This window comes from Corynebacterium gottingense (assembly GCF_007559235.1).
GTDB classification, from domain to species: Bacteria; Actinomycetota; Actinomycetes; order Mycobacteriales; family Mycobacteriaceae; genus Corynebacterium; species Corynebacterium gottingense.
Genome location: NZ_VMHH01000002.1, coordinates 369709 through 387659, shown reverse-complemented (window position 1 = coordinate 387659; position 17951 = coordinate 369709). Strand labels below are relative to the sequence as shown.

At 67.1% G+C, this 17951-nt stretch carries 18 protein-coding genes; 10 read left to right on the top strand and 8 right to left on the bottom strand.

Annotated features, from left to right (window positions below):
* The first annotated feature begins 30 nt into the window (after positions 1-30).
* The 5 genes from rsmA to FPH17_RS04495 all read left to right on the top strand — a co-directional run bounded on the left by rsmA (position 31) and on the right by FPH17_RS04495 (position 5766).
* Positions 31-879: a 16S rRNA (adenine(1518)-N(6)/adenine(1519)-N(6))-dimethyltransferase RsmA gene (gene rsmA / locus FPH17_RS04515; RefSeq protein ID WP_095276970.1), complete on the top strand. Its 849-nt coding sequence runs from the start codon at positions 31-33 to the stop codon at positions 877-879.
* A complete protein-coding gene (locus FPH17_RS04510) occupies positions 876-1862 on the top strand; it encodes a 4-(cytidine 5'-diphospho)-2-C-methyl-D-erythritol kinase (protein WP_095276968.1) in 987 nt (328 codons plus the stop codon). The genes rsmA and FPH17_RS04510 overlap by 4 nt, the downstream gene beginning before the upstream one ends.
* A gap of 13 nt (positions 1863-1875) precedes the next feature.
* Positions 1876-3678: an ABC-F family ATP-binding cassette domain-containing protein gene (locus FPH17_RS04505; protein ID WP_154878824.1), complete on the top strand. Its 1803-nt coding sequence runs from the start codon at positions 1876-1878 to the stop codon at positions 3676-3678.
* Between the two features lie 145 nt (positions 3679-3823).
* Entirely contained in the window at positions 3824-4987 is a 1164-nt protein-coding gene (locus tag FPH17_RS04500) for an NRAMP family divalent metal transporter (protein WP_203085521.1), read from the top strand.
* 11 nt (positions 4988-4998) lie between these two features.
* Positions 4999-5766: a putative hydro-lyase gene (locus FPH17_RS04495; RefSeq protein WP_154878823.1), complete on the top strand. Its 768-nt coding sequence runs from the start codon at positions 4999-5001 to the stop codon at positions 5764-5766.
* A 6-nt stretch (positions 5767-5772) separates the two neighbouring features.
* On the opposite strand, the gene FPH17_RS04490 is transcribed toward FPH17_RS04495, so the two are convergent.
* The 4 genes from FPH17_RS04490 to FPH17_RS04475 all read right to left on the bottom strand — a co-directional run bounded on the left by FPH17_RS04490 (position 5773) and on the right by FPH17_RS04475 (position 10637).
* Positions 5773-7521, bottom strand: coding sequence for an acetyl/propionyl/methylcrotonyl-CoA carboxylase subunit alpha (locus FPH17_RS04490; protein ID WP_095535724.1), 1749 nt, complete (start codon positions 7519-7521; stop codon positions 5773-5775).
* Entirely contained in the window at positions 7514-9070 is a 1557-nt protein-coding gene (locus FPH17_RS04485) for a 5-oxoprolinase subunit B/C family protein (RefSeq protein WP_095276958.1), read from the bottom strand. Before FPH17_RS04485 ends, FPH17_RS04490 begins: the two co-directional genes overlap by 8 nt.
* Positions 9067-9837 (bottom strand): LamB/YcsF family protein, encoded by a 771-nt coding sequence (locus tag FPH17_RS04480; RefSeq protein WP_095548478.1) that lies wholly within the window; start codon positions 9835-9837, stop codon positions 9067-9069. The genes FPH17_RS04485 and FPH17_RS04480 overlap by 4 nt, the downstream gene beginning before the upstream one ends.
* Before the next feature lie 128 nt (positions 9838-9965).
* On the bottom strand, positions 9966-10637 hold the full coding sequence (locus FPH17_RS04475) for a GntR family transcriptional regulator (protein WP_167496774.1): 672 nt from the start codon (positions 10635-10637) through the stop codon (positions 9966-9968).
* 160 nt (positions 10638-10797) lie between these two features.
* On the opposite strand from FPH17_RS04475, the gene FPH17_RS04470 reads away from it, so the two are divergent.
* Positions 10798-11124, top strand: a complete 327-nt coding sequence (locus FPH17_RS04470) for a putative quinol monooxygenase (protein WP_095276950.1) — start codon at positions 10798-10800, stop codon at positions 11122-11124.
* A 48-nt stretch (positions 11125-11172) separates the two neighbouring features.
* On the top strand, positions 11173-12054 hold the full coding sequence (gene ppk2 / locus FPH17_RS04465) for a polyphosphate kinase 2 (protein ID WP_154878821.1): 882 nt from the start codon (positions 11173-11175) through the stop codon (positions 12052-12054).
* 2 nt (positions 12055-12056) lie between these two features.
* On the opposite strand, the gene FPH17_RS04460 is transcribed toward ppk2, so the two are convergent.
* A complete protein-coding gene (locus FPH17_RS04460) occupies positions 12057-12620 on the bottom strand; it encodes a DNA-3-methyladenine glycosylase (RefSeq protein WP_154878863.1) in 564 nt (187 codons plus the stop codon).
* Positions 12617-13411 (bottom strand): HAD family hydrolase, encoded by a 795-nt coding sequence (locus FPH17_RS04455; protein ID WP_154878820.1) that lies wholly within the window; start codon positions 13409-13411, stop codon positions 12617-12619. Before FPH17_RS04455 ends, FPH17_RS04460 begins: the two co-directional genes overlap by 4 nt.
* Before the next feature lie 62 nt (positions 13412-13473).
* On the opposite strand from FPH17_RS04455, the gene FPH17_RS04450 reads away from it, so the two are divergent.
* Positions 13474-14475 carry a 3-hydroxyisobutyryl-CoA hydrolase gene (locus tag FPH17_RS04450; RefSeq protein WP_154878819.1) on the top strand — a complete coding sequence of 334 codons (1002 nt, stop codon included), beginning with the start codon at positions 13474-13476 and terminating at the stop codon, positions 14473-14475.
* Positions 14476-14490: 15 nt separating this feature from the next.
* Here the strand turns inward: FPH17_RS04450 and FPH17_RS04445 are convergent, their stop codons facing one another.
* Positions 14491-14676, bottom strand: coding sequence for a hypothetical protein (locus FPH17_RS04445; RefSeq protein ID WP_122084866.1), 186 nt, complete (start codon positions 14674-14676; stop codon positions 14491-14493).
* A 277-nt stretch (positions 14677-14953) separates the two neighbouring features.
* Here FPH17_RS04445 and FPH17_RS04440 point away from each other — a divergent pair, with 277 nt between their 5' ends.
* Positions 14954-16405: a glyceraldehyde-3-phosphate dehydrogenase gene (locus FPH17_RS04440; RefSeq protein WP_154878818.1), complete on the top strand. Its 1452-nt coding sequence runs from the start codon at positions 14954-14956 to the stop codon at positions 16403-16405.
* 8 nt (positions 16406-16413) lie between these two features.
* Positions 16414-16854 (top strand): hypothetical protein, encoded by a 441-nt coding sequence (locus FPH17_RS04435; RefSeq protein ID WP_154878817.1) that lies wholly within the window; start codon positions 16414-16416, stop codon positions 16852-16854.
* Here the strand turns inward: FPH17_RS04435 and FPH17_RS04430 are convergent.
* The gene (locus FPH17_RS04430; RefSeq protein WP_154878816.1) at positions 16832-17950 is read right to left on the bottom strand and encodes a glycosyltransferase family 4 protein; all 1119 of its coding nucleotides are present in this window, start codon (positions 17948-17950) and stop codon (positions 16832-16834) included. The genes FPH17_RS04435 and FPH17_RS04430 overlap by 23 nt on opposite strands.
* Position 17951: the final 1 nt, after the last annotated feature.

The following is a 17951-nucleotide window of genomic DNA, read 5'->3' as shown; positions in this document are numbered from 1 at the left end:
GCCCCACCCGGCTGGGTAAGCTGGGTCCCCATGAGCCAATCCCACCTGCTGGGCCCCGTCGAGATCCGCGAGCTCGCCACCGAGCTGGACGTCACCCCGACGAAGAAGCTCGGCCAGAACTTCGTGCACGACCCGAACACGGTGCGCCGCATCGTCGCCGCCGCGGAGCTGACCCCGGACGACGTTGTCGTGGAGGTCGGCCCCGGGCTCGGCTCGCTCACCCTCGGCCTGGTGGACACCGCCGCCCACGTCACCGCGTTGGAGATTGATCCGCGGTTGGCGGGCCGGCTGCAGCAGACCGTCGAGAAGCGTGCCCCCGACCACGCCGCGAAGCTGACGGTGACTAACATCGACGCGCTCGCGGTGACCCGCGCCGACCTGGACGTCGCGCCGACCGCGCTGGTGGCAAACCTGCCCTACAACGTTTCCGTGCCGGTCCTGCTGCACCTGCTGGAAGAGTTCCCCACCATCCGCCGCGTGCTGGTGATGGTGCAAAAAGAGGTGGCTGATCGCCTCGCGGCCGCGCCGGGCTCGAAGATCTACGGCGTGCCGAGCGTCAAGGCCGCGTTCTACGGCGACGTTTCGCTCGCCGGCACCATTGGTAAGCACGTCTTCTGGCCCGCGCCGAACATCTCCTCGGGCCTCGTGCGCATCGACGTCACCGCCGACGCCGCCCGCCGCGCCGTGCGCCCCAAGGTCTTCCCGCTTATCGACGCCGCGTTTTCCCAACGCCGCAAAACCCTGCGCTCGACCCTCGCCCAGGTCTACGGCACCCCCGCGGCCGCCGAGGAGGCGCTCACGGCGGCCGGGATCGACCCCGGACTGCGCGGCGAAAAGCTGGGGGTCGACGACTTCATCCGGCTCGGGGAGGCGCGATGAGCAACGGTGCGCAACGCTTCTCCGCATCTGCCCCCGGCAAGGTCAACCTGCATCTGGGCGTTGGCGAGGCCCGCTCGGACGGCTACCACGACCTGGTCAGCGTCTTCCAGGCGGTGGATCGCCGCGAGACGGTGACGTTGGTCGTGCAGGACGCGCCCCCGGTGTCCACCGGCAGCGTGGTCACCGGTATGACCACCACGTTCGGGGTGCGGTGCCCGGAGGAACACATCGACGCCCCCTTCAACCTGGCCTGGCGCGCCGTGGACGCGGTGGTGGACGAGTACCGCCGCAGCGGCGCAGAGGTGGTCACCGCGCTGCCGCCGGTGCACATCGAGGTGGACAAGCAGGTCTTCGTCGCCGGCGGGATGGCCGGCGGCTCCGCCGACGCGGCGGCCGCGCTCGTGGCGGCGGACGCCTACCTCGCCGAATTTGCCGGCAGCGAGCTCGGCCGAGACACGCTTCACCGGCTCGCCGCACAACTGGGCGCGGACGTCCCATTCTCGCTCATGGGCGGCACCGCGCTCGGCACCGGTCGCGGCGACGAGCTCGTGGAGATGCTCACCCGCGGCAGCACCCACTGGGTGTTCCTCAACCCCAAGGTCGGCATCCCGACCGGGCAGGCGTTCGGCCTGCTCGATGACTTGCGGCACAATGACCCCGCACTCGTCCCGCGCCTGGGCACCGCCACGGTAGCGCGGGCCCTGACGCGGGGCGACGCCCACGAGCTCGGCCGCGCGATGCACAACGACCTCGAGGCGGCCGCCACGACCATGCGCCCGATCCTCGTGGAGATCCTCGCCTTTGCCGGCGCGCTGCCCGGCGTCGCGCGCTCGATGGTGTCAGGCTCCGGGCCGACGATCGCGCTGCTGTGCCGCGACGCCGCCGCGGCCGAGCAGGTGCTGGGACAGGTGCGCGAGCGCTATCCGGACTACGAGTCCTTCGGCGCCACGGGACCTTCGCCTGGGGCACAGGCGGCACAGTAAACTCAGGTTCGTTATGGCGAATCTGATCAATCTGGAAAACGTGTCCAAGACGTGGGGGCTGAAGACCCTGCTGGACGGGGTCTCGCTCGGCGTGCAGACCGGCGACCGCATCGGCATCGTCGGCGTCAACGGCGGCGGCAAGACCACGCTGCTCGAGGTGCTCACCGGCATCGAGCCGCCGGACGCGGGCCGCGTGTCGCACAATTCGGACCTGCGCATGGCGGTGGTGACGCAGCGCTTCGACCTGGACGAGCAGCTCACCGTGGGCCAGGCGGTGGTGGAGCCGCTGGGGTTGCAGACGTTCGAATGGGCGTCGAATAGCAAGGTGCGCGAGGTCCTCCAGGGCACCGGCGTCGCGGAGCTCGGCCTGGACACCCAGGTGGGCAACCTCTCGGGCGGCGAGCGCCGCCGCGTGAACATCGCAGCCGCGCTCGTGCAGGACCTGGACCTGATCGTGCTCGACGAGCCGACTAACCACCTGGACGTGGAGGGGGTGCAGTGGTTGGCCAAGCACCTGCTCTCGCGCAAGCTCGCCGTGGTGGTGGTTACCCACGACCGCTGGTTCCTCGACACCGTAGCCACCCTGACCTGGGAGGTCCACGACGGCACGGTCGACGTGTACGAGGGCGGCTACAACGACTGGACGTTCGCCCGCGCCGAGCGCGCCCGCCAAGCCGATGCGATTGAGCAGCGCCGGCAAAACCTGGCGCGCAAGGAGCTCGCGTGGCTGCGCCGCGGCGCCCCGGCCCGCACCTCCAAGCCCCGCTACCGCATCGAGGCCGCCGAGGCGCTCATCGCGGACGTGCCCGCCCCGCGCGACTCGATCGAGCTCATGGCCTTTTCCAAGCAGCGCCAGGGCAAGGTGGTCATCGAGCTGGAGGACGCGCGCATCGACGCCCCCGACGGCCGGACCCTCGTGGACCACCTCACCTGGCGCCTCGCCCCGGGCGAGCGGATCGGCCTCGTCGGCGTCAACGGCTCCGGCAAGACCACGCTGCTGCGCACCCTCGCCGGCGAGCACGCGCTTCACGACGGCAAACGCGTCGAAGGCCAGACGACCCGCATCGGGTGGCTGCGCCAGGAGCTCGACGACCTGGATCCCTCCCGCACCGTCATCGACGCGGTGGAGGACGTGGCCAACTACGTCCACGTGGGCAACAAGGAGATCTCCGCCTCCCAGCTCGCCGAGCGGCTCGGGTTCTCGCCGAAGCGGCAGCGCACCCCGGTGCGCGACCTCTCGGGCGGCGAGCGCCGGCGCCTGCAGCTGACCCGCGTGCTCATGAGCGAGCCGAACGTGCTGCTCCTGGACGAGCCAACCAACGACCTGGACATCGACACCCTCCAGGAGCTGGAAAACTTGCTCGACTCCTGGCCGGGCACGCTCGTGGTGATCTCGCACGACCGCTACCTCATCGAGCGCATCGCGGACGTCACCCACGCCCTGTTCGGCGACGGGAAGCTGACCAACCTGCCGGGCGGGATCCAGCAGTACCTGGACCGACGCGCGGCCACGTCCACGTCGTCGGGTCCCCTGGATTTGGGGGAGAAGGAGCACGGGGGCGTCGAGAAGCAACAGGCCCTGAGCTCGCAGGAGGCACGCGAGCTGCAGAAGAAGATGAAGGCGCTGGACCGCAAGATCGCGAAGGCGGACGAGCAGATCGCCGCCGTGGAAGGCGAGATTGCTGCGATGTCCGCGCAGGACGCGCCCGACTTCGAGGCGATCGGGGCGAAGACGAGGCAGGTCGGCGAGCTGAAGGGCCAGCGCGACGAGCTGGAGATAGAGTGGCTGGAGCTGGGTGAGCAGCTCGAGGGGTAGGCCGCAGTGGCGCGTAAGTCACATGATCGCCTAACATTACGTGGGTCACTTTTCCGCGTATAAAGAAATGGGGGTCACCGCAATGGCCACTCAAGAGCAGCAGACCAGAGAAGCCGCGCAAGGCTCTGGCAAGGGGATCGGCGCGATGGTCGGCGCCGTCTTCCTCATGGCGACCTCGTCCATCGGCCCCGGGTTCCTCACCCAAACCTCGGTCTTTACCGTCCAGATGGGCGCAGCACTCGGCTTTGCCATCCTGTTGTCCATCATCGTGGACATTGCGATCCAGCTCAACGTGTGGCGCGTCCTGGGCATCTCCGGGCTGCGCGCCAACGAGCTGGGCAACATCGTGCTGCCTGGCCTGGGCTGGTTCATGGCGGCGCTGGTGTTCATCGGCGGGCTGGTCTTCAACATCGGCAACATCGCGGGCACCGGCCTGGGCGTGAACGCCATGCTGGGGCTGGACCCGAAAATCGGCGGCGGTATCTCCGCGGCGATCGCCGTCCTCGTCTTCCTGTCCAAGCGCGCCGGCGTGGCGCTGGACCGCATTGTGGTGGTGCTCGGCGCCATCATGATCCTGCTCATGCTGTACGTGGCGATCGTCTCGCAGCCGCCGGTGGGGGAGGCGCTGAAGCAGACCGTCCTGCCCGAGCGCGTCGACTTCCTCACCATCACCACCCTGATCGGCGGCACCGTCGGTGGCTACATCACCTTCGCCGGCGTCCACCGCCTCATTGACTCCGGTAACTCGGGCTTGGAAAACATCAAGCAAATCACGAGCTCTTCGGTGCTGGGCATCATCGTCATTGGCATCATGCGCGTGCTGCTTTTCCTCGCCGTGCTCGGCGTGGTGGCGACGGGTGTGGCGCTGTCTGAGGACAACACCGCCGCGGACGCCTTCTACCAGGCCGCCGGCGAGTTCGGCCTCCGCGCGTTCGGCCTCGTTCTCTTCGCGGCCGGGCTGTCCTCGGTGATCGGCTGCTCCTACACCTCGGTTTCCTTCGTCACCACGCAGCAGACCTCGGAGCGCACCCGCAACCTGCTCACCGTCTCCTTCATCGTGGTGTGCGCGGTGGCGTACCTGCTCATGGGCGCCGCGCCGCAGATGCTGCTCATCTTCGCGGGCGCGTTCAACGGCATCATCCTGCCGATCGGCTTCGCCGTGGTGATGTGGGCCGCGTGGCGCCGCCCGGACCTGCTCAAGGGGTACCAGTACCCGAAGTCGCTGCTCATCATCGGCTTCGTCGTGCTGCTCGGCTCCGTCGTCCTGGGCGTGATGTCCCTGACCAAGCTGAGCGCGCTGTGGGCATAAACCCGGCAGCCATGACTCCGGCGGAGGCGCGCGCCTACTTCCGCGAGCACAACGTCACCACGACCGCAGGCTTCGCGCCGGGCAACGTGCAGGCCAACCTGATCGCGGTGGACAAGCAGCACGCCTTCGATTTCCTGCTGTTCGCGCAGCGCAACCCGAAGCCGTGCCCCGTCATCGGCGTCCTCGAGCCCGGCCAGGTCAGCTCACACCTCATGGAGGGCGGCGACATCCGCACGGACATCCCCGCCTACCGCCTCTACCGCCATGGCGAGCTCGTCGAGGAAACCACCGACGCCTCCGAGTATTGGACGAAGGACATGGTCGGCTTCCTCATTGGTTGTTCGTTCACGTTTGAGCGGGCGCTTCTCGACGCCCACGTCCCCGTCGCCCACATCGCCCAGGGCCGCAACGTGCCCATGTACCGCACGAGCCTGCAGTGCGAGCCCGCCGGCGTATTCGCGGGCCCCATGGTGGTGTCCATGCGCCCGATCCCGGCCGGCCAGGTCGCAGACGCGGTGCGCATCACCTCGCGCTACCCGGCGGTGCACGGCGCGCCCGTACACGTGGGCGACCCCTCCCTGATCGGCATCGAGGACCTCGGGCAGCCCGACTTCGGCGACGCCATCGACATCCCAGCGGGCACCGTCCCCGTGTTCTGGGCGTGCGGGGTAACCCCGCAGTCCATCGTCATGCACTCGAGGCCGGACCTGGCCATCTGCCACTCGCCGGGCAAGATGCTCATCACGGACGTGCACGACGCCGAGTACCAGGTGCCCTAGCGTCCCCTAGGAAATCGTGGCGATCGTCGCGTTCGCCTTCACGCGCTCGCCCGCGGCCGCCGCCAGGGAGATCTGGCCGTCGCGGGTGGCCTTCACGCTGGACTCCATCTTCATTGCCTCGATGGTGGCCACGGCGTCGCCCTTGGACACCACGTCGCCGTCGGCAACGAGCCACTCAACGATGGTGGCCTCGTACTTCACCGTGACTGCGCCAGCGGCATCAGCCGCACCAGGAGCCGGCTCGGCGCTACCGCCCGCAGCTCCGCCGCCGGAGAGCAGCGCGACCGGCACGCCGACGGTGTGAAGCTTGCCGTCGATTTCGATGACCAGGGACGTGCGATCGTCGTAAATGTGCTCAATGTCCTCCACCTCGTGCTGCGCCGAGGGTGAGTAGTTGTGGTCGACCCAGTCGGTGTAGACGTCGAGCGAGTCGCCCGTGAGCTCCGGCGCGGTGATCATGTCGCGGTGGAACGGCAGGACGGTGCGCACGCCGCCGATGGAGAACTCCTTGAGCGCCTGCTCGGCGCGGCGCATCGCGGTCTCGCGGTCCGGGCCCCAGACGACGAGCTTGCCCATCAGCGAGTCGTAGTAGGCGGGGATGGTCCACCCGGTCATCACGCCGGAATCGACGCGGATGCCGGGGCCGGTGGGCAGGTCGAAGCGGGTGATCGTGCCGGGGGAGGGGGCGAAGCCGTTGGTGATGTCCTCGGCGTTGATGCGGAACTCGAAGGCGTGGCCGTTGACCTCGGGGTCCTTCCCGGCGAAGGAAAGGGGCAGGCCCGCGGCGACGCGGAACTGCTCGGCGATGATGTCCACGCCGGTGACCTGCTCGGTAATCGGGTGCTCCACCTGCACGCGGGTGTTGACCTCCAGGAAGGAGACCGTGCCGTCCTCGGAGACGATGTATTCCACCGTGCCCGCGGACTGGTAGCCGGCCTGCTGGCAGATGGCGCGCGCGCCCTCCTCGATGGCGGTGCGCTGCTCGTCGGTGAGGAACGGCGCCGGCGCCTCCTCGATGAGCTTCTGGAAGCGGCGCTGGGTGGAGCAGTCGCGGGTGCTCAAGACGGCGACGTTGCCGTGGGCGTCGGCAAGCACCTGCGCCTCGACGTGGCGCGGGTGGACGAGGAACTTCTCCACGTAGCACTCGCCGCGCCCGAACGCCTCTTTCGCCTCGCGGCCCGCGGAGGCAAAGCCCTCCTCGATGTCGGCCTCGTCGAAGACGACCTTCAGGCCGCGCCCGCCGCCGCCGAACGCCGCCTTGATGGCGATGGGCATGCCGTGCTCGGCGGCAAAGTCGCGCGCCTCTTCCCAGGTCTCCAGCGGCTCCCCGGTGCCGGGCGCGAGCGGCGCGCCGACCTTGACGGCGAGCGCGCGGGCGGACAGCTTGTCGCCCAGCAGCTCGATAGCCTCCGGCGGCGGGCCCACCCAGCGCAGGCCCGCTTCCTCGACGGTGCGGGCGAAGTCGGCGTTTTCGGACAGGAAGCCGTACCCGGGATGCAGGCAGTCCGCGCCGGCGCGGTAGGCGATGTCGATCAGCGCCGGGATGTTCATGTACGTCTCCGCCGAGGTCTTGCCCGGCAGGAGGTAGGCCTCGTCCGCCACCTGGGTGTGCAGCGCGCCGGTGTCCGGCTCGGAGTAGACGGCGATGGAGCGGATGCCTAGGTCGCGGGCGGTGCGCGCGATGCGCACGGCGATCTCTCCGCGGTTGGCAATCAGGACGGCGGTAAGCGGCTGGTGCGGGGTGGCGTTAGTCATTCTTTTCCTCAAACAGTTCGAAGCGGATGGTGCCCCCGGGCGGGAGCTGGGTGGCAATGTCGACGTCCTCGTTGATCACCGTGGCGATGACCGGGTAGCCGCCGGTGACGGCGTGGTCGCGCAGGAACACGACGGGCTGGCCCGACGGCGGGATCTGCACGGAACCGGCGACCATGCCCTCGGAGGGCAGCTCCTCGGTGCGCGCCCGCTCGAGGCCTTGCTCGGAGTCCAGCCTCAGGCCGACGCGGTTGGATTCCGCGGTGACGGTGTAGGTGGTGGAGAGGAACTGCTCGATCGCCGCGGGGCTGAACCAGTCGTCGCGCGGCCCGAGCACCACGCGGACGGTGCCCGTGGTGGTCGCGCCCTCCTTGCGCACGCGCAATGGGTTGGACAGTAGCGCGTTCGCGGACTGGGGGCGCGTGAGCGACATGGCGATGGTGTCACCCGCGCGGATCGGATCGGGACCGAGCCCGGAGAGCATGTCTGTCGCGGCGGAGTCCAGCTCCGTGTCGGCGATGAGCCCGCCGCGCACCGCGATGTAGGTGCGCATCCCCAGGCGGGCGGGCGCCACGACGACCTCCGCGCCGGCGGGCACGATCGTCGGCGTGGCCAGCAGGGCGGGGCGGCCGCCTACCGTCACGTCCGCGTCGGCGCCGGTGACGCAGATGACCGTCTCAGCCAGCGCGGTCAGCGTCAGCCCGCCGATGTTCTCCAGCAGGGTGGCGTTGCGCTTGTTGCCCACCGCGGCGTTGGCGGTACGCGCGCTCGCCCGGTCCGCCGACCCGGACGTGGTCACGCCGAGGTTGCCGTTGCCCTGCCGGCCCAGGTCCTGGTAGAGGGTCTGCATGCCCGGGTCGTCCACGGAAAAGATGGGGCGGCGCGGCGGCGTGGCCAGGTGGTGGTGGCTCGTCTCGGTCGCGTCCTCGAGCGCGTCAACGGCGCGGTAGTGAACCCGGTCGCCGGGTGCGACGAGTGCTGGCGGGGTCGCGGCGGAGTCCCACATCGGGGTGTGCGTGGTGCCGATGAGCTGCCAGCCGCCCGGTGAGGTGCGCGGGTAGACCGCGGAGAACTCGCCCGCCACGGCCACGGCGCCGGCGGGCACCTCGGTCCGCGGGGACGTCAGCCGCGGCACGCTCAGCGCCCGCGCCGGGTCCTCCGGCACGCAGTAGGTAAAGCCGGGGGCGAACCCGCCGAAGGCCGCGACCCACGTCGTGGAGGTGTGCCACGCAATCAGCTCGTCCACGCTCATGTGCAGGGATTCGGCCAGGGAGGCGGTGTCGGCGCCGTCGTAAAGCACTGCGATCTCCACGTCGCGAGGTGCGCGCTGCTCGGCGGAGCTCGGGCTTATCGACGCCAACCTTCCCGCCGCCTCGCGCGTTGCCGTCGGGGAGTCGAAGGTGAGGAGCACGGTGCGGGCCGCGGCGATGACGTCGGTCTGGCGCGGCAGCGGGTTCGCCTTGAGGAAGGCGTGCCAGTTCATCACGGTGGTCAGGTCGGGCAGGTCCACCATGAGCCCGCGGGTGCCTACCGGGGTGATGCGTACGCTCATAGGAAGCTCGCGATCGTGATTCCGGACTGGCCGAGTCGCTCGACCACGCTGCGGGTGAGCTCGACGGAGCCGGGCGAGTCGCCGTGGACGCAAACGGACTCGGCCTGCACCTGCACCTCGGTGCCGTCGATGGCGGTCACGGAGCCGGTTTCGGCGACCTGCAGGACGCGCTGGGCGACCTGCTCTGGGTCGTGCATCACCGCGTTCGGCTCGCGGCGCGACACCAGCGTGCCGTCCGGGTTGTAGCCGCGGTCGGCGAAGGCCTCGCGGATCACGCGCAGCCCGGCGCGCTCCGCAATGTCGCAGGCCACGCCACCTGGGAGCAGCATGACGGGCAGGTCGCGGTCGAAGGCCTTGATGCCGTCAATGACCGCCTTGGCCTGCGCCTCGTGGTGCACGATCGCGTTGTAGAGGGCGCCGTGGGGTTTGACGTAGCGCACCTGCAGGCCCTGGGCACGGGCGAGCGCGTCGAGGGCGCCGATTTGGTACAGCGTTTCGCTGGCAAGCATGCCCGGCTCGTAGTCCACGAAGCGGCGGCCAAACGCGGCCGGGTCGTGGTAGGCGATGTGGGCGCCGAGCGAGACGCCGTGTTCCGCGGCGGCAGCCAGCGTGGCCGCGATGGTGTGGGGGTCGCCGGCGTGGAAGCCGGTGGCGACGTTGGCGCTCGACACCATGCCGAGCATGGCTGCGTCGTCGGCGACGGGGTTGCCGGCCGTGGTTTCTCCCAGGTCGGCGTTGAGGTCAATGGTGGTGCTCACAGGCGGCATCCCTTCTCACAGCTGAAGCATTGAACGTGGGCGACGGAATGCATGGTGCGGCTCACACGAGGCGGGTGCTGGCTCGTGGGCCACAGGCAGATCCTGACACAGTTATACTCCGCCACGCATGCGGTGGGCTAAATCGGTTCGCCGTTGTTGATCTTGGCAATCAGCTCGTTGACCATCCGCCCCTGATCCTCCAGCGATTCCTGCAGGTAATCGGACGCTTCCTGCCGGCGTTCCTCGACCAGGAGCTCGACGAGATGCTCGTTGACGTCAATGAACTGGCGGTGAAACGTGGGCTGGTGCTGCACGATCGGCAGCGTGGCCAGGCGCAAGAAGGCGTCGAGCTGGTCCATCGTGTCGCCCAACGTCTTGGACCCCATCGCGGACAGGACGACGTGGTGGAACGCCTGATTGATCGCGGAGACGAGGTCGTCATCGTTCTGCGCGATCGCCTCCCGCGCTTCCTCGTTGAGCAGGGTGAGCCGCTCGACGTCGAGGTGCTCGCCCCACAGCAACGCAGCGGGCTCGATGGCGGCGCGGGCGCGGTAGGTGTCCGTGACAAACTCGGGGGAGGGGGTGGCCAAAAACACGCCGCGGTTGGGAAGTCGCTCGCACAGCCCCTCCGACGTCAGCATGGCAAACGCCTCGCGCAGCGTGTTGCGCGAGACGCCGAAACGTTCGGCCAGCGCTACCTCGTTGAGCTTCTGGCCAGGCGAAAACTCGCCACGCGAGATGGCGCGGCGAACTTCGGCGGCAACATTTTGGGCAAGCATGGCATCCGGCTCGAGGTGGGAAGAAGACAACATATTTACGGTACTCGCTACAGCCGGTTGGAGGAGGGGAAACTCCCCCCTTTATGTACCGGGCCGAGTGCGAGCGCGTACATTGCAGACAAGCGTAGCGCAGAGTTGTTGAACAATTGGCGCGCAATCCCATCCGTCAACTCCGGGTACGGTGGTGCACATGATTTTGATTAACGTTCGATTCAAGCCGCTTGATGAGCATGTAGAGAACTTCCGCGAGGTCGTGTCGGAGTTCACCAACGCCAGCCGCGCCGAGGACGGCTGCCTCTTCTTCAACTGGTACCGCTCCGAGGATGACCCGAAGGAGTACCTGCTCGTTGAGGCGTTCAAGGACGACGCCGCTGAGGCGCACGTCAACTCGCAGCACTTCAAGGACGCCCAGGAGCTGTTCCCGAAGGTCCTGAAGGAGACCCCGACCATCATCAACACGCTCATCGAGGGCAAGACCGAGTGGGACGAGATGGCGGAATTCAAGGTCAACCGCTAGGTTGGGCATTTTTGCTCGGCAGCTTTCACCCTGGGTACGGTGAAGTACATGAGCGAAGAACATGTGGCGAAGAAGCCGCCGAAGCTTTCTAAGAAGGCGTACGAGCAGGAGCTCGTGCGTCTCCAGGCGGAGCTTGTGCAGATGCAGCAGTGGGTCGTGCGCACCGGCGCGCGTCTCGTCATCGTGATGGAGGGGCGCGACGCTGCCGGCAAGGGGTCCGCGATCAAACGGATCACCCAGTACATGAACCCGCGCACCTGCCGCATCGAGGCGCTGCCAAAGCCGACCGAGCGCGAGCAGGGGCAGTGGTACTTCCAGCGCTACGTCGAGCGGCTCCCAGCAGCGGGCGAGATCGTGATTTTTGACCGCTCCTGGTACAACCGCGCCGGCGTCGAGCGCGTGATGGGCTTCTGCTCCTCGCAGGAGTACCGCCGCTTCCTCCACCAGGCCCCGATTTTCGAGCGCCTCCTGGTAGAAGACGGGATCATGCTGCGCAAGTACTGGTTCTCGGTGTCCGACGAGGAGCAATATAAGCGCTTCCAGTCCCGCAAAGAGGACCCGCTGCGCCAGTGGAAGCTCTCGCCGATGGACTTGGAGTCCATCACTCGCTGGGAGGATTACTCCCGCGCCAAGGACGAGATGTTCATCCACACCGACATCCCGTCCGCGCCCTGGTACACGGTGGAGAGCGAGGACAAGAAGCGCTCGCGCATCAACGTCATCTCGCACCTCCTGTCCACGGTGCCCTACGAGCACGTCGAGGTGGACCTGCCGGAGATTCCGGAGCGCCCGGAGATCACCGACTACGAGCGCCCCCCGCGCGAGGAGTTCCGCTATGTGCCGGACGCCGCCGCGAAGCTGGAGCAGCGCCGCGTTGAGCCGGAAAAGCCCGGCAAGAAGCACAAGAAGGGCAAAAAGAAGAAGAAGTAGCGTTACTGCTTCGGGTACCCGCGCGGCGTGGACACGGTCGGGTCGCGCGGGATCCAGAACCTGAGGGGGGCCTCCGCGTTTTTGCTAATGCCAATGCGCGGCCCGGCCACCCATTCCGGCTCCGTCTCTCGCGGCGTGAGCTCAACTGGCGTCCCGTTATCCGCGAGCTCGAGCCCCAGCGCCTGCCCTAAATTCCCTGGACCGCGCGCCAGATTTGCAAAGGGAATCCGGTTGCGATCAGGCCGCTGCCGTCGCTTCCGCGCCAGCGACTCGCCCGCGATGACTTCGCCGCCGCGCATGAGGCAGCCCTGCCCGTCGCCCTCCGGCGCGCAGACAATGTTGCCGTTGAGGTGGATCCCGTACGACAGGTAGACGTACAGCCGCCCGCCCGGCCCGAACATGGCGGCGTTGCGAGCGGTCTTCCCCCGGTGCGTGTGCGCGGCCGGGTCGCTTGCGCCCGTATAGGCCTCCACCTCGGTCAGTCGCACCGTCACGCCGCGGTGCGTGACCAGGCACCCCAGCAGTTGCGGGGCGACGAGGTCAGCGGGTTGTGCGAAGTCGATCATTTGGCCCATTGGGCAAGCTTATCGACGGCTGCGTTCTCCCCATTCGTCCCAATGACCTCATGCGCAATCGCCTTGAGCTCCGGGTGCGCGTTCCCCATCGCGACGGCGGTGCCGGCGGCCTGCAGCATGGAGAAGTCGTTGAGGTAATCGCCGATCGCGGCGGTGTCCTCCTGCGCGATGCCGAGGGTTGCCGCCAGCGCGGTGAGCGCCGCGCCCTTGGATGCGGCGGGCGGCATGATGTCCAGCCAGTGCTTGGAGCTGACGAGCGCCTCGAGCTCCGGCACCGTCTCCCGGACCCAGGGAAGGCCATCTGATTCGGCGTCGCCGTCGACGAAGAGGGCGATTTTGACGATGCGGTGCGCGGGGGCGTCGGCAAGCGTGCTGATGTGCGAGTTGGCCAGGTAGTACTTGTCCACCTCGCGCCGCACCTCGGCGGGGGTGTCGGCGAGCGTGAAGGAGGCCTCGGGCGTGCACATGACGGGGTGGGCGGCGAAGGGGGCGTGCGGGAAGGCGTCGACAAAGCGACGCACGGTGTCCTCCGGCATGGTGACGGCGGACACTATCTCGCCCAGGTGCTGGACCACGGCTCCGTTTTCCGCGATAAAGGTGTCGGGCTCGTTGCGCGCAAACATGGAGCGCAGCGTGGCCAGCTGGCGGCCGGAGGCGGGGGCGACGGTGATGTCGGCGGCGCGCGCCCGGTCGAGCGTGTGCCAAAAGTGCTCGGGGATCGCCCCGCTGGGGGTAAGAAGCGTTCCGTCCATATCGAGGGCAACCAAGCGCGGGGCATTCATTCTTCACACCATACCCGCTGTCTCCACACCTGCATTCGCTGTGATGTGCAACACTAGGGGGTATGACTGAATCCTTGAACACCGAATTGCTCAACATCGATGTCCACGGCACCACGGGCATCATCACGCTCAACCGGCCGAAGGCGCTGAATTCGCTCAACGGCGAAATGATCCATGGCATCTACACGGCACTGCGCGCGTGGGAGGCCGACGACGCGATCACGCAGGTGATCGTCTGCTCGAGTTCCAAGCACTTCTGCTCGGGCGGCGACGTGAAGTACGCGCGCGAGGGCGTCCTTGCCGGAAGGGCCGAGGAGATCAGCGCGTTCTTCGCCGAGGAATACGAGATGAACAACTACATTGCCAACTACCCCAAGCCGTATATCGCGCTGGTCTCCGGCGTGGACATGGGCGGCGGCATGGGGATCTCGGCGCTCGGCTCGCACCTGGTGGTGCACAAGGACGCGTTCGCCTCCATGCCGGAGATGAACATCGGCTACATCACGGACGTGGGCCAATCCTGGAAGCTGCAGCACCTGCCGGCCCGCCCGTCGCTCGCGCTCGGGAAGTTCCTTGGGCTGACCGGCTACCGCATGACCGCGGACGACATGCTCGCGCTCGGCCTGGCCTCGCACAAGGTGGAGACGCTCGAGGGGCTCGTAGAAAGGCTTATCGACGAGGGCGTCACCGCCCTTGACGCCCTCGCCCTCCCCGCCGGCGAGAGCGGGCTTGCCCGGTGGTACGAGCAGATCGAGGAGGTCTTCTCCGGTTCGTGGGCCGAGATTGAGGGCCGCCTCGACGTCGCCGGAGAATTCGGCGCCAAGGTCCGCGAATTTACCGCGCAGGCCTCGCCCTCCGCGCTCGTCGCCGCGGCCGAGCTTTTTCACGCCAACGCCAACCAAGACCTCGCCGGCTCCCTGGACAACGAGCGTGTGCTCGGCGAGCTGATGCGCGGGGAGCCGGACTTTGCGGAGGGTGTACGCGCGGTGCTGGTGGACAAGGATCAGGCGCCGTCGTTCGCGCCCCAGCCGTCGCCGGAGAAGTACAGGGCGGTGCTGAAGTAGGGGAGGGCTGACTCTTTAGATGAGAAACGTCTCCACTGCGCGGACGATCGAGTCCCACAGGCCGATGACTGAGTAGCTCAGGTCGTTGAGGGAGGCCTGCCACGATCCGGGCAGGATCTCCGTCGTCGGGGTGAAAAGTGCGTCGCGAAGGTCCTGCGCGCCGGAGTGCATGTTGTAGTTCAGCTGCGAGCTCAAATCCATGGCAGACATGCTACGCCGAAGTAGCGGTGTTGGCACCGCAGGAACTCCCATCTCTGAGCGAAAGCACGAACCGGGGTGTGCGCGGAAACTGACACCGAACCAATCAATGGTGTGATGTGTGTGCCGAAGAACGCCTAGGTAACACGCGGTTTTCTTTAGGGTGAACTCTCGTCGTCGCGCGCGGCCGGGCGCGCTAAGATAGGGGTGCATGTGGGACTTCGGAATGCCCCCGAACCGAACATGATTCGTACACCAACGACCGTATTTGAGGACTACAGTGACACAATCAACTACCCCCGCCGCTGACTGGAACCACAAGCTCACTCTCGCGCAGGAGATGCTCCCGCTGATCAGCCAGCTGCACCGCGAGCACAACGCGGTCACGTCTATCTACGGCCGCCTGCTCCTGGGGGCCACGGACATCGACATCATCAAGGCGCACCGCTACGCGCGCCGCATCGTTGAGCGCGAACTGCCACTGGATGACACGCTGCCCATCCTGAAGGAACTGGTCAAGATGGACCTGGGTACCGCGTCGATCGACCTGGGTCGCCTGGCAAAGAACTACTCCCGCACGGATGGCAAGGATCTGCGCGAGTTCCTGGAAGAGGAGCTCGCCGAGGTCGTCGGGACCTCCTCGGAGCTGCAGGCTCGCGACGTTGTCCTGTACGGCTTCGGGCGCATCGGTCGCCTGCTCGCCCGCATCCTCATTTCCCGCGAGGCTGCCTACGGCGGCGTGCGTCTGCGTGCCGTCGTGGTGCGCAAGAAGGGCGAGGACGACATTGTGAAGCGCGCGTCCTTGCTGCGCCGCGACTCTGTCCACGGCGCGTTCGACGGCACGATCACCGTGGATAAGGAAAAGGAAATCATCTGGGCGAACGGCACCCCGATCCAGATGATCTACGCCAACGATCCGGCTGAGGTGGACTACACCGCCTACGGTATCAACGACGCGATTGTGGTGGACAACACCGGCGCGTGGCGCAACCGCGAGGGGCTGTCCAAGCACCTCGAGTCCAAGGGCGTGGACCGCGTCCTGCTCACCGCACCGGGCAAGGGCGACATCCCGAACATTGTCTACGGCATTAACCAGGACATGATTGGTGATGAGAAGGTGCTTTCTGCTGCATCGTGCACCACCAACGGCATTACGCCGGTGCTGAAGGTGATCAACGACCGTTACGGCGTCAAGCACGGCCACGTGGAGACCGTCCACGCCTACACCAACGACCAGAACCTGGCGGACAACTTCCACAAGGGCGACCGTCGTGGTCGCGCAGCTGGTCTCAACATGGTGCTGACCGAGACCGGCGCCGCCAAGGCTGTGTCCAAGGCGCTGCCGGAATTCGAGGGCAAGCTAACGGGCAACGCCATCCGCGTGCCCACCCCGGATGTGTCGATGGCGGTGCTCAACCTGGATCTGGAGACCGAGGTGGAGAAGGAGGAGGTCAACAACTTCCTGCGTCGCGTGTCCACGGACTCCAACTTGCGCCAGCAGATCGACTACATCCAGTCGCCCGAGGTCGTCTCGACGGACCTGCTGGGCACGACGCACGCCTCCGTGGTGGACGGCCTGGCCACGATCGCCTCCGGCAACCACCTGGTGCTCTACGTCTGGTACGACAACGAGTACGGCTACTCCCACCAGGTGGTGCGCGTGGTGGAGGAGATCGCGGGCGTGCGCCCGAAGATCTACCCGGAGCGCAAGGCTCCGGAGAGCATCAAGTAACTATGGGCATGCGCCGTAAGATCGCCGTCGTTGCCAGCGTGTTCGCGCTGGCCGGCTGCGGTGCGCACGGCACCGAAATGGGGCTGCAGGACGCCGCGCTCGCCGGAGACTTCACCGTCGCGGATGTGGCGGGGCCGGGAGTGGAGCGGGCGTACGTATTCTGCCCGTACACGGACAAGGCCGAAGCGCAGCGCCTCGGCTTCAACCCAGACGACGTGCCCGGCATTGACGGCGATATCCAGGCTTGGGAGACCGCCTCCGGCATCGGCGTGATCGCAGACGGCCGCGCAAATATCGAGTGGTTCGACCCGCGCAACGTTGATGCCTGTGGTCCGGGTGTGGACCCTTACCAGGACATTGATCCTTCGGCGAGAGTGCGGACAGCGACGGAATCCCGCGAATACGCGGGCGGGGAGACCGCCGAGGTCACCGTCCTGCGTTTCGAATAACCTCGTCGTAGTAATCGACCACCTGCTCTGAGGAAGCTCGCCACGTCCAGCGCTGCGCTTCTGCCCGGGCTGCGGTGGAAAGCTGGGTGCGCAATGCGTCGTCTTGGAGCACGCGCGCAATTTCATCGGCCCACGTGGTTTCCGGCGCATCTGGATCCACAAGGATGCCAGTTTCGCCGTCGTCAATGACAAAGGGCAGGCCGCCGGCGTTGGCAGCCACGACCGGAAGGCCCGACGCGAAGGATTCAAGTGCGGCGAAGCCAAGCGTTTCGGTGGTGGAGGGGAACAACAAAACATCGCCGGAAGCGTAGGCGGCAGCGAGCTCGGCCCCCGAGAGGTAGCCGGTGAAGACGGCCCAGTCGGGGGCGCTGGAACGTACCTCGTCGTAAAGCGGGCCCTCGCCTACGAACGCGATACGCGCACCAGGGACTCGCTTGCGGACTTCCTCCATGATGGGGAAGCAACGCTCGACGGATTTTTCCGCGGAGATGCGGCCGACAAACATTACGAGCGGGCCGCCACCTAGGCGCTCGCGCATCGACACTGAACGAGCCTCTGGCGTAAAGCGTTCTGTGTCGACGGCCTTCGGCCACAGGCGAACGTGGGGGATGCGATACTCAGCAGCTTTGTCCATCATCGGACCAGATGTGACAAGGTTGATTGCTGCACGGCCGTGGAACGTGCGAAGGCCCCACTTCGCAATGGGTTTGACCCACGGAATGCCCAGCTTGACGCAGTATTCCGGCACATCGGTGTGGAACGAGGCGAGCATGGGGAAAAAGCGCGAGATGACAAGCGATGACCAGCCCGCGGTCCAGATTGGGTTGACCGCGTGCACAATGTCGGGATTGAACTCGCGGAGGCGACGAAACGCCTTTGGCCCGAGCATGCCGTGTTTGACCTCCGGGTAAACCTTCAGCGCCCGCGAGGGGATAGGCACGACCTCGAATCCCGCATACTCCGTGGGAGGGTTGCCCGGTGCGAAGATGATGACTTCGTGCCCCATCTCTGCCAGCTGGTCGAGGTGGCGGGTGATGCGTGTAACCACCCCGTCGATTTTCGGTAGGAAAACCTCGGTGACTATCGCAATGCGCATA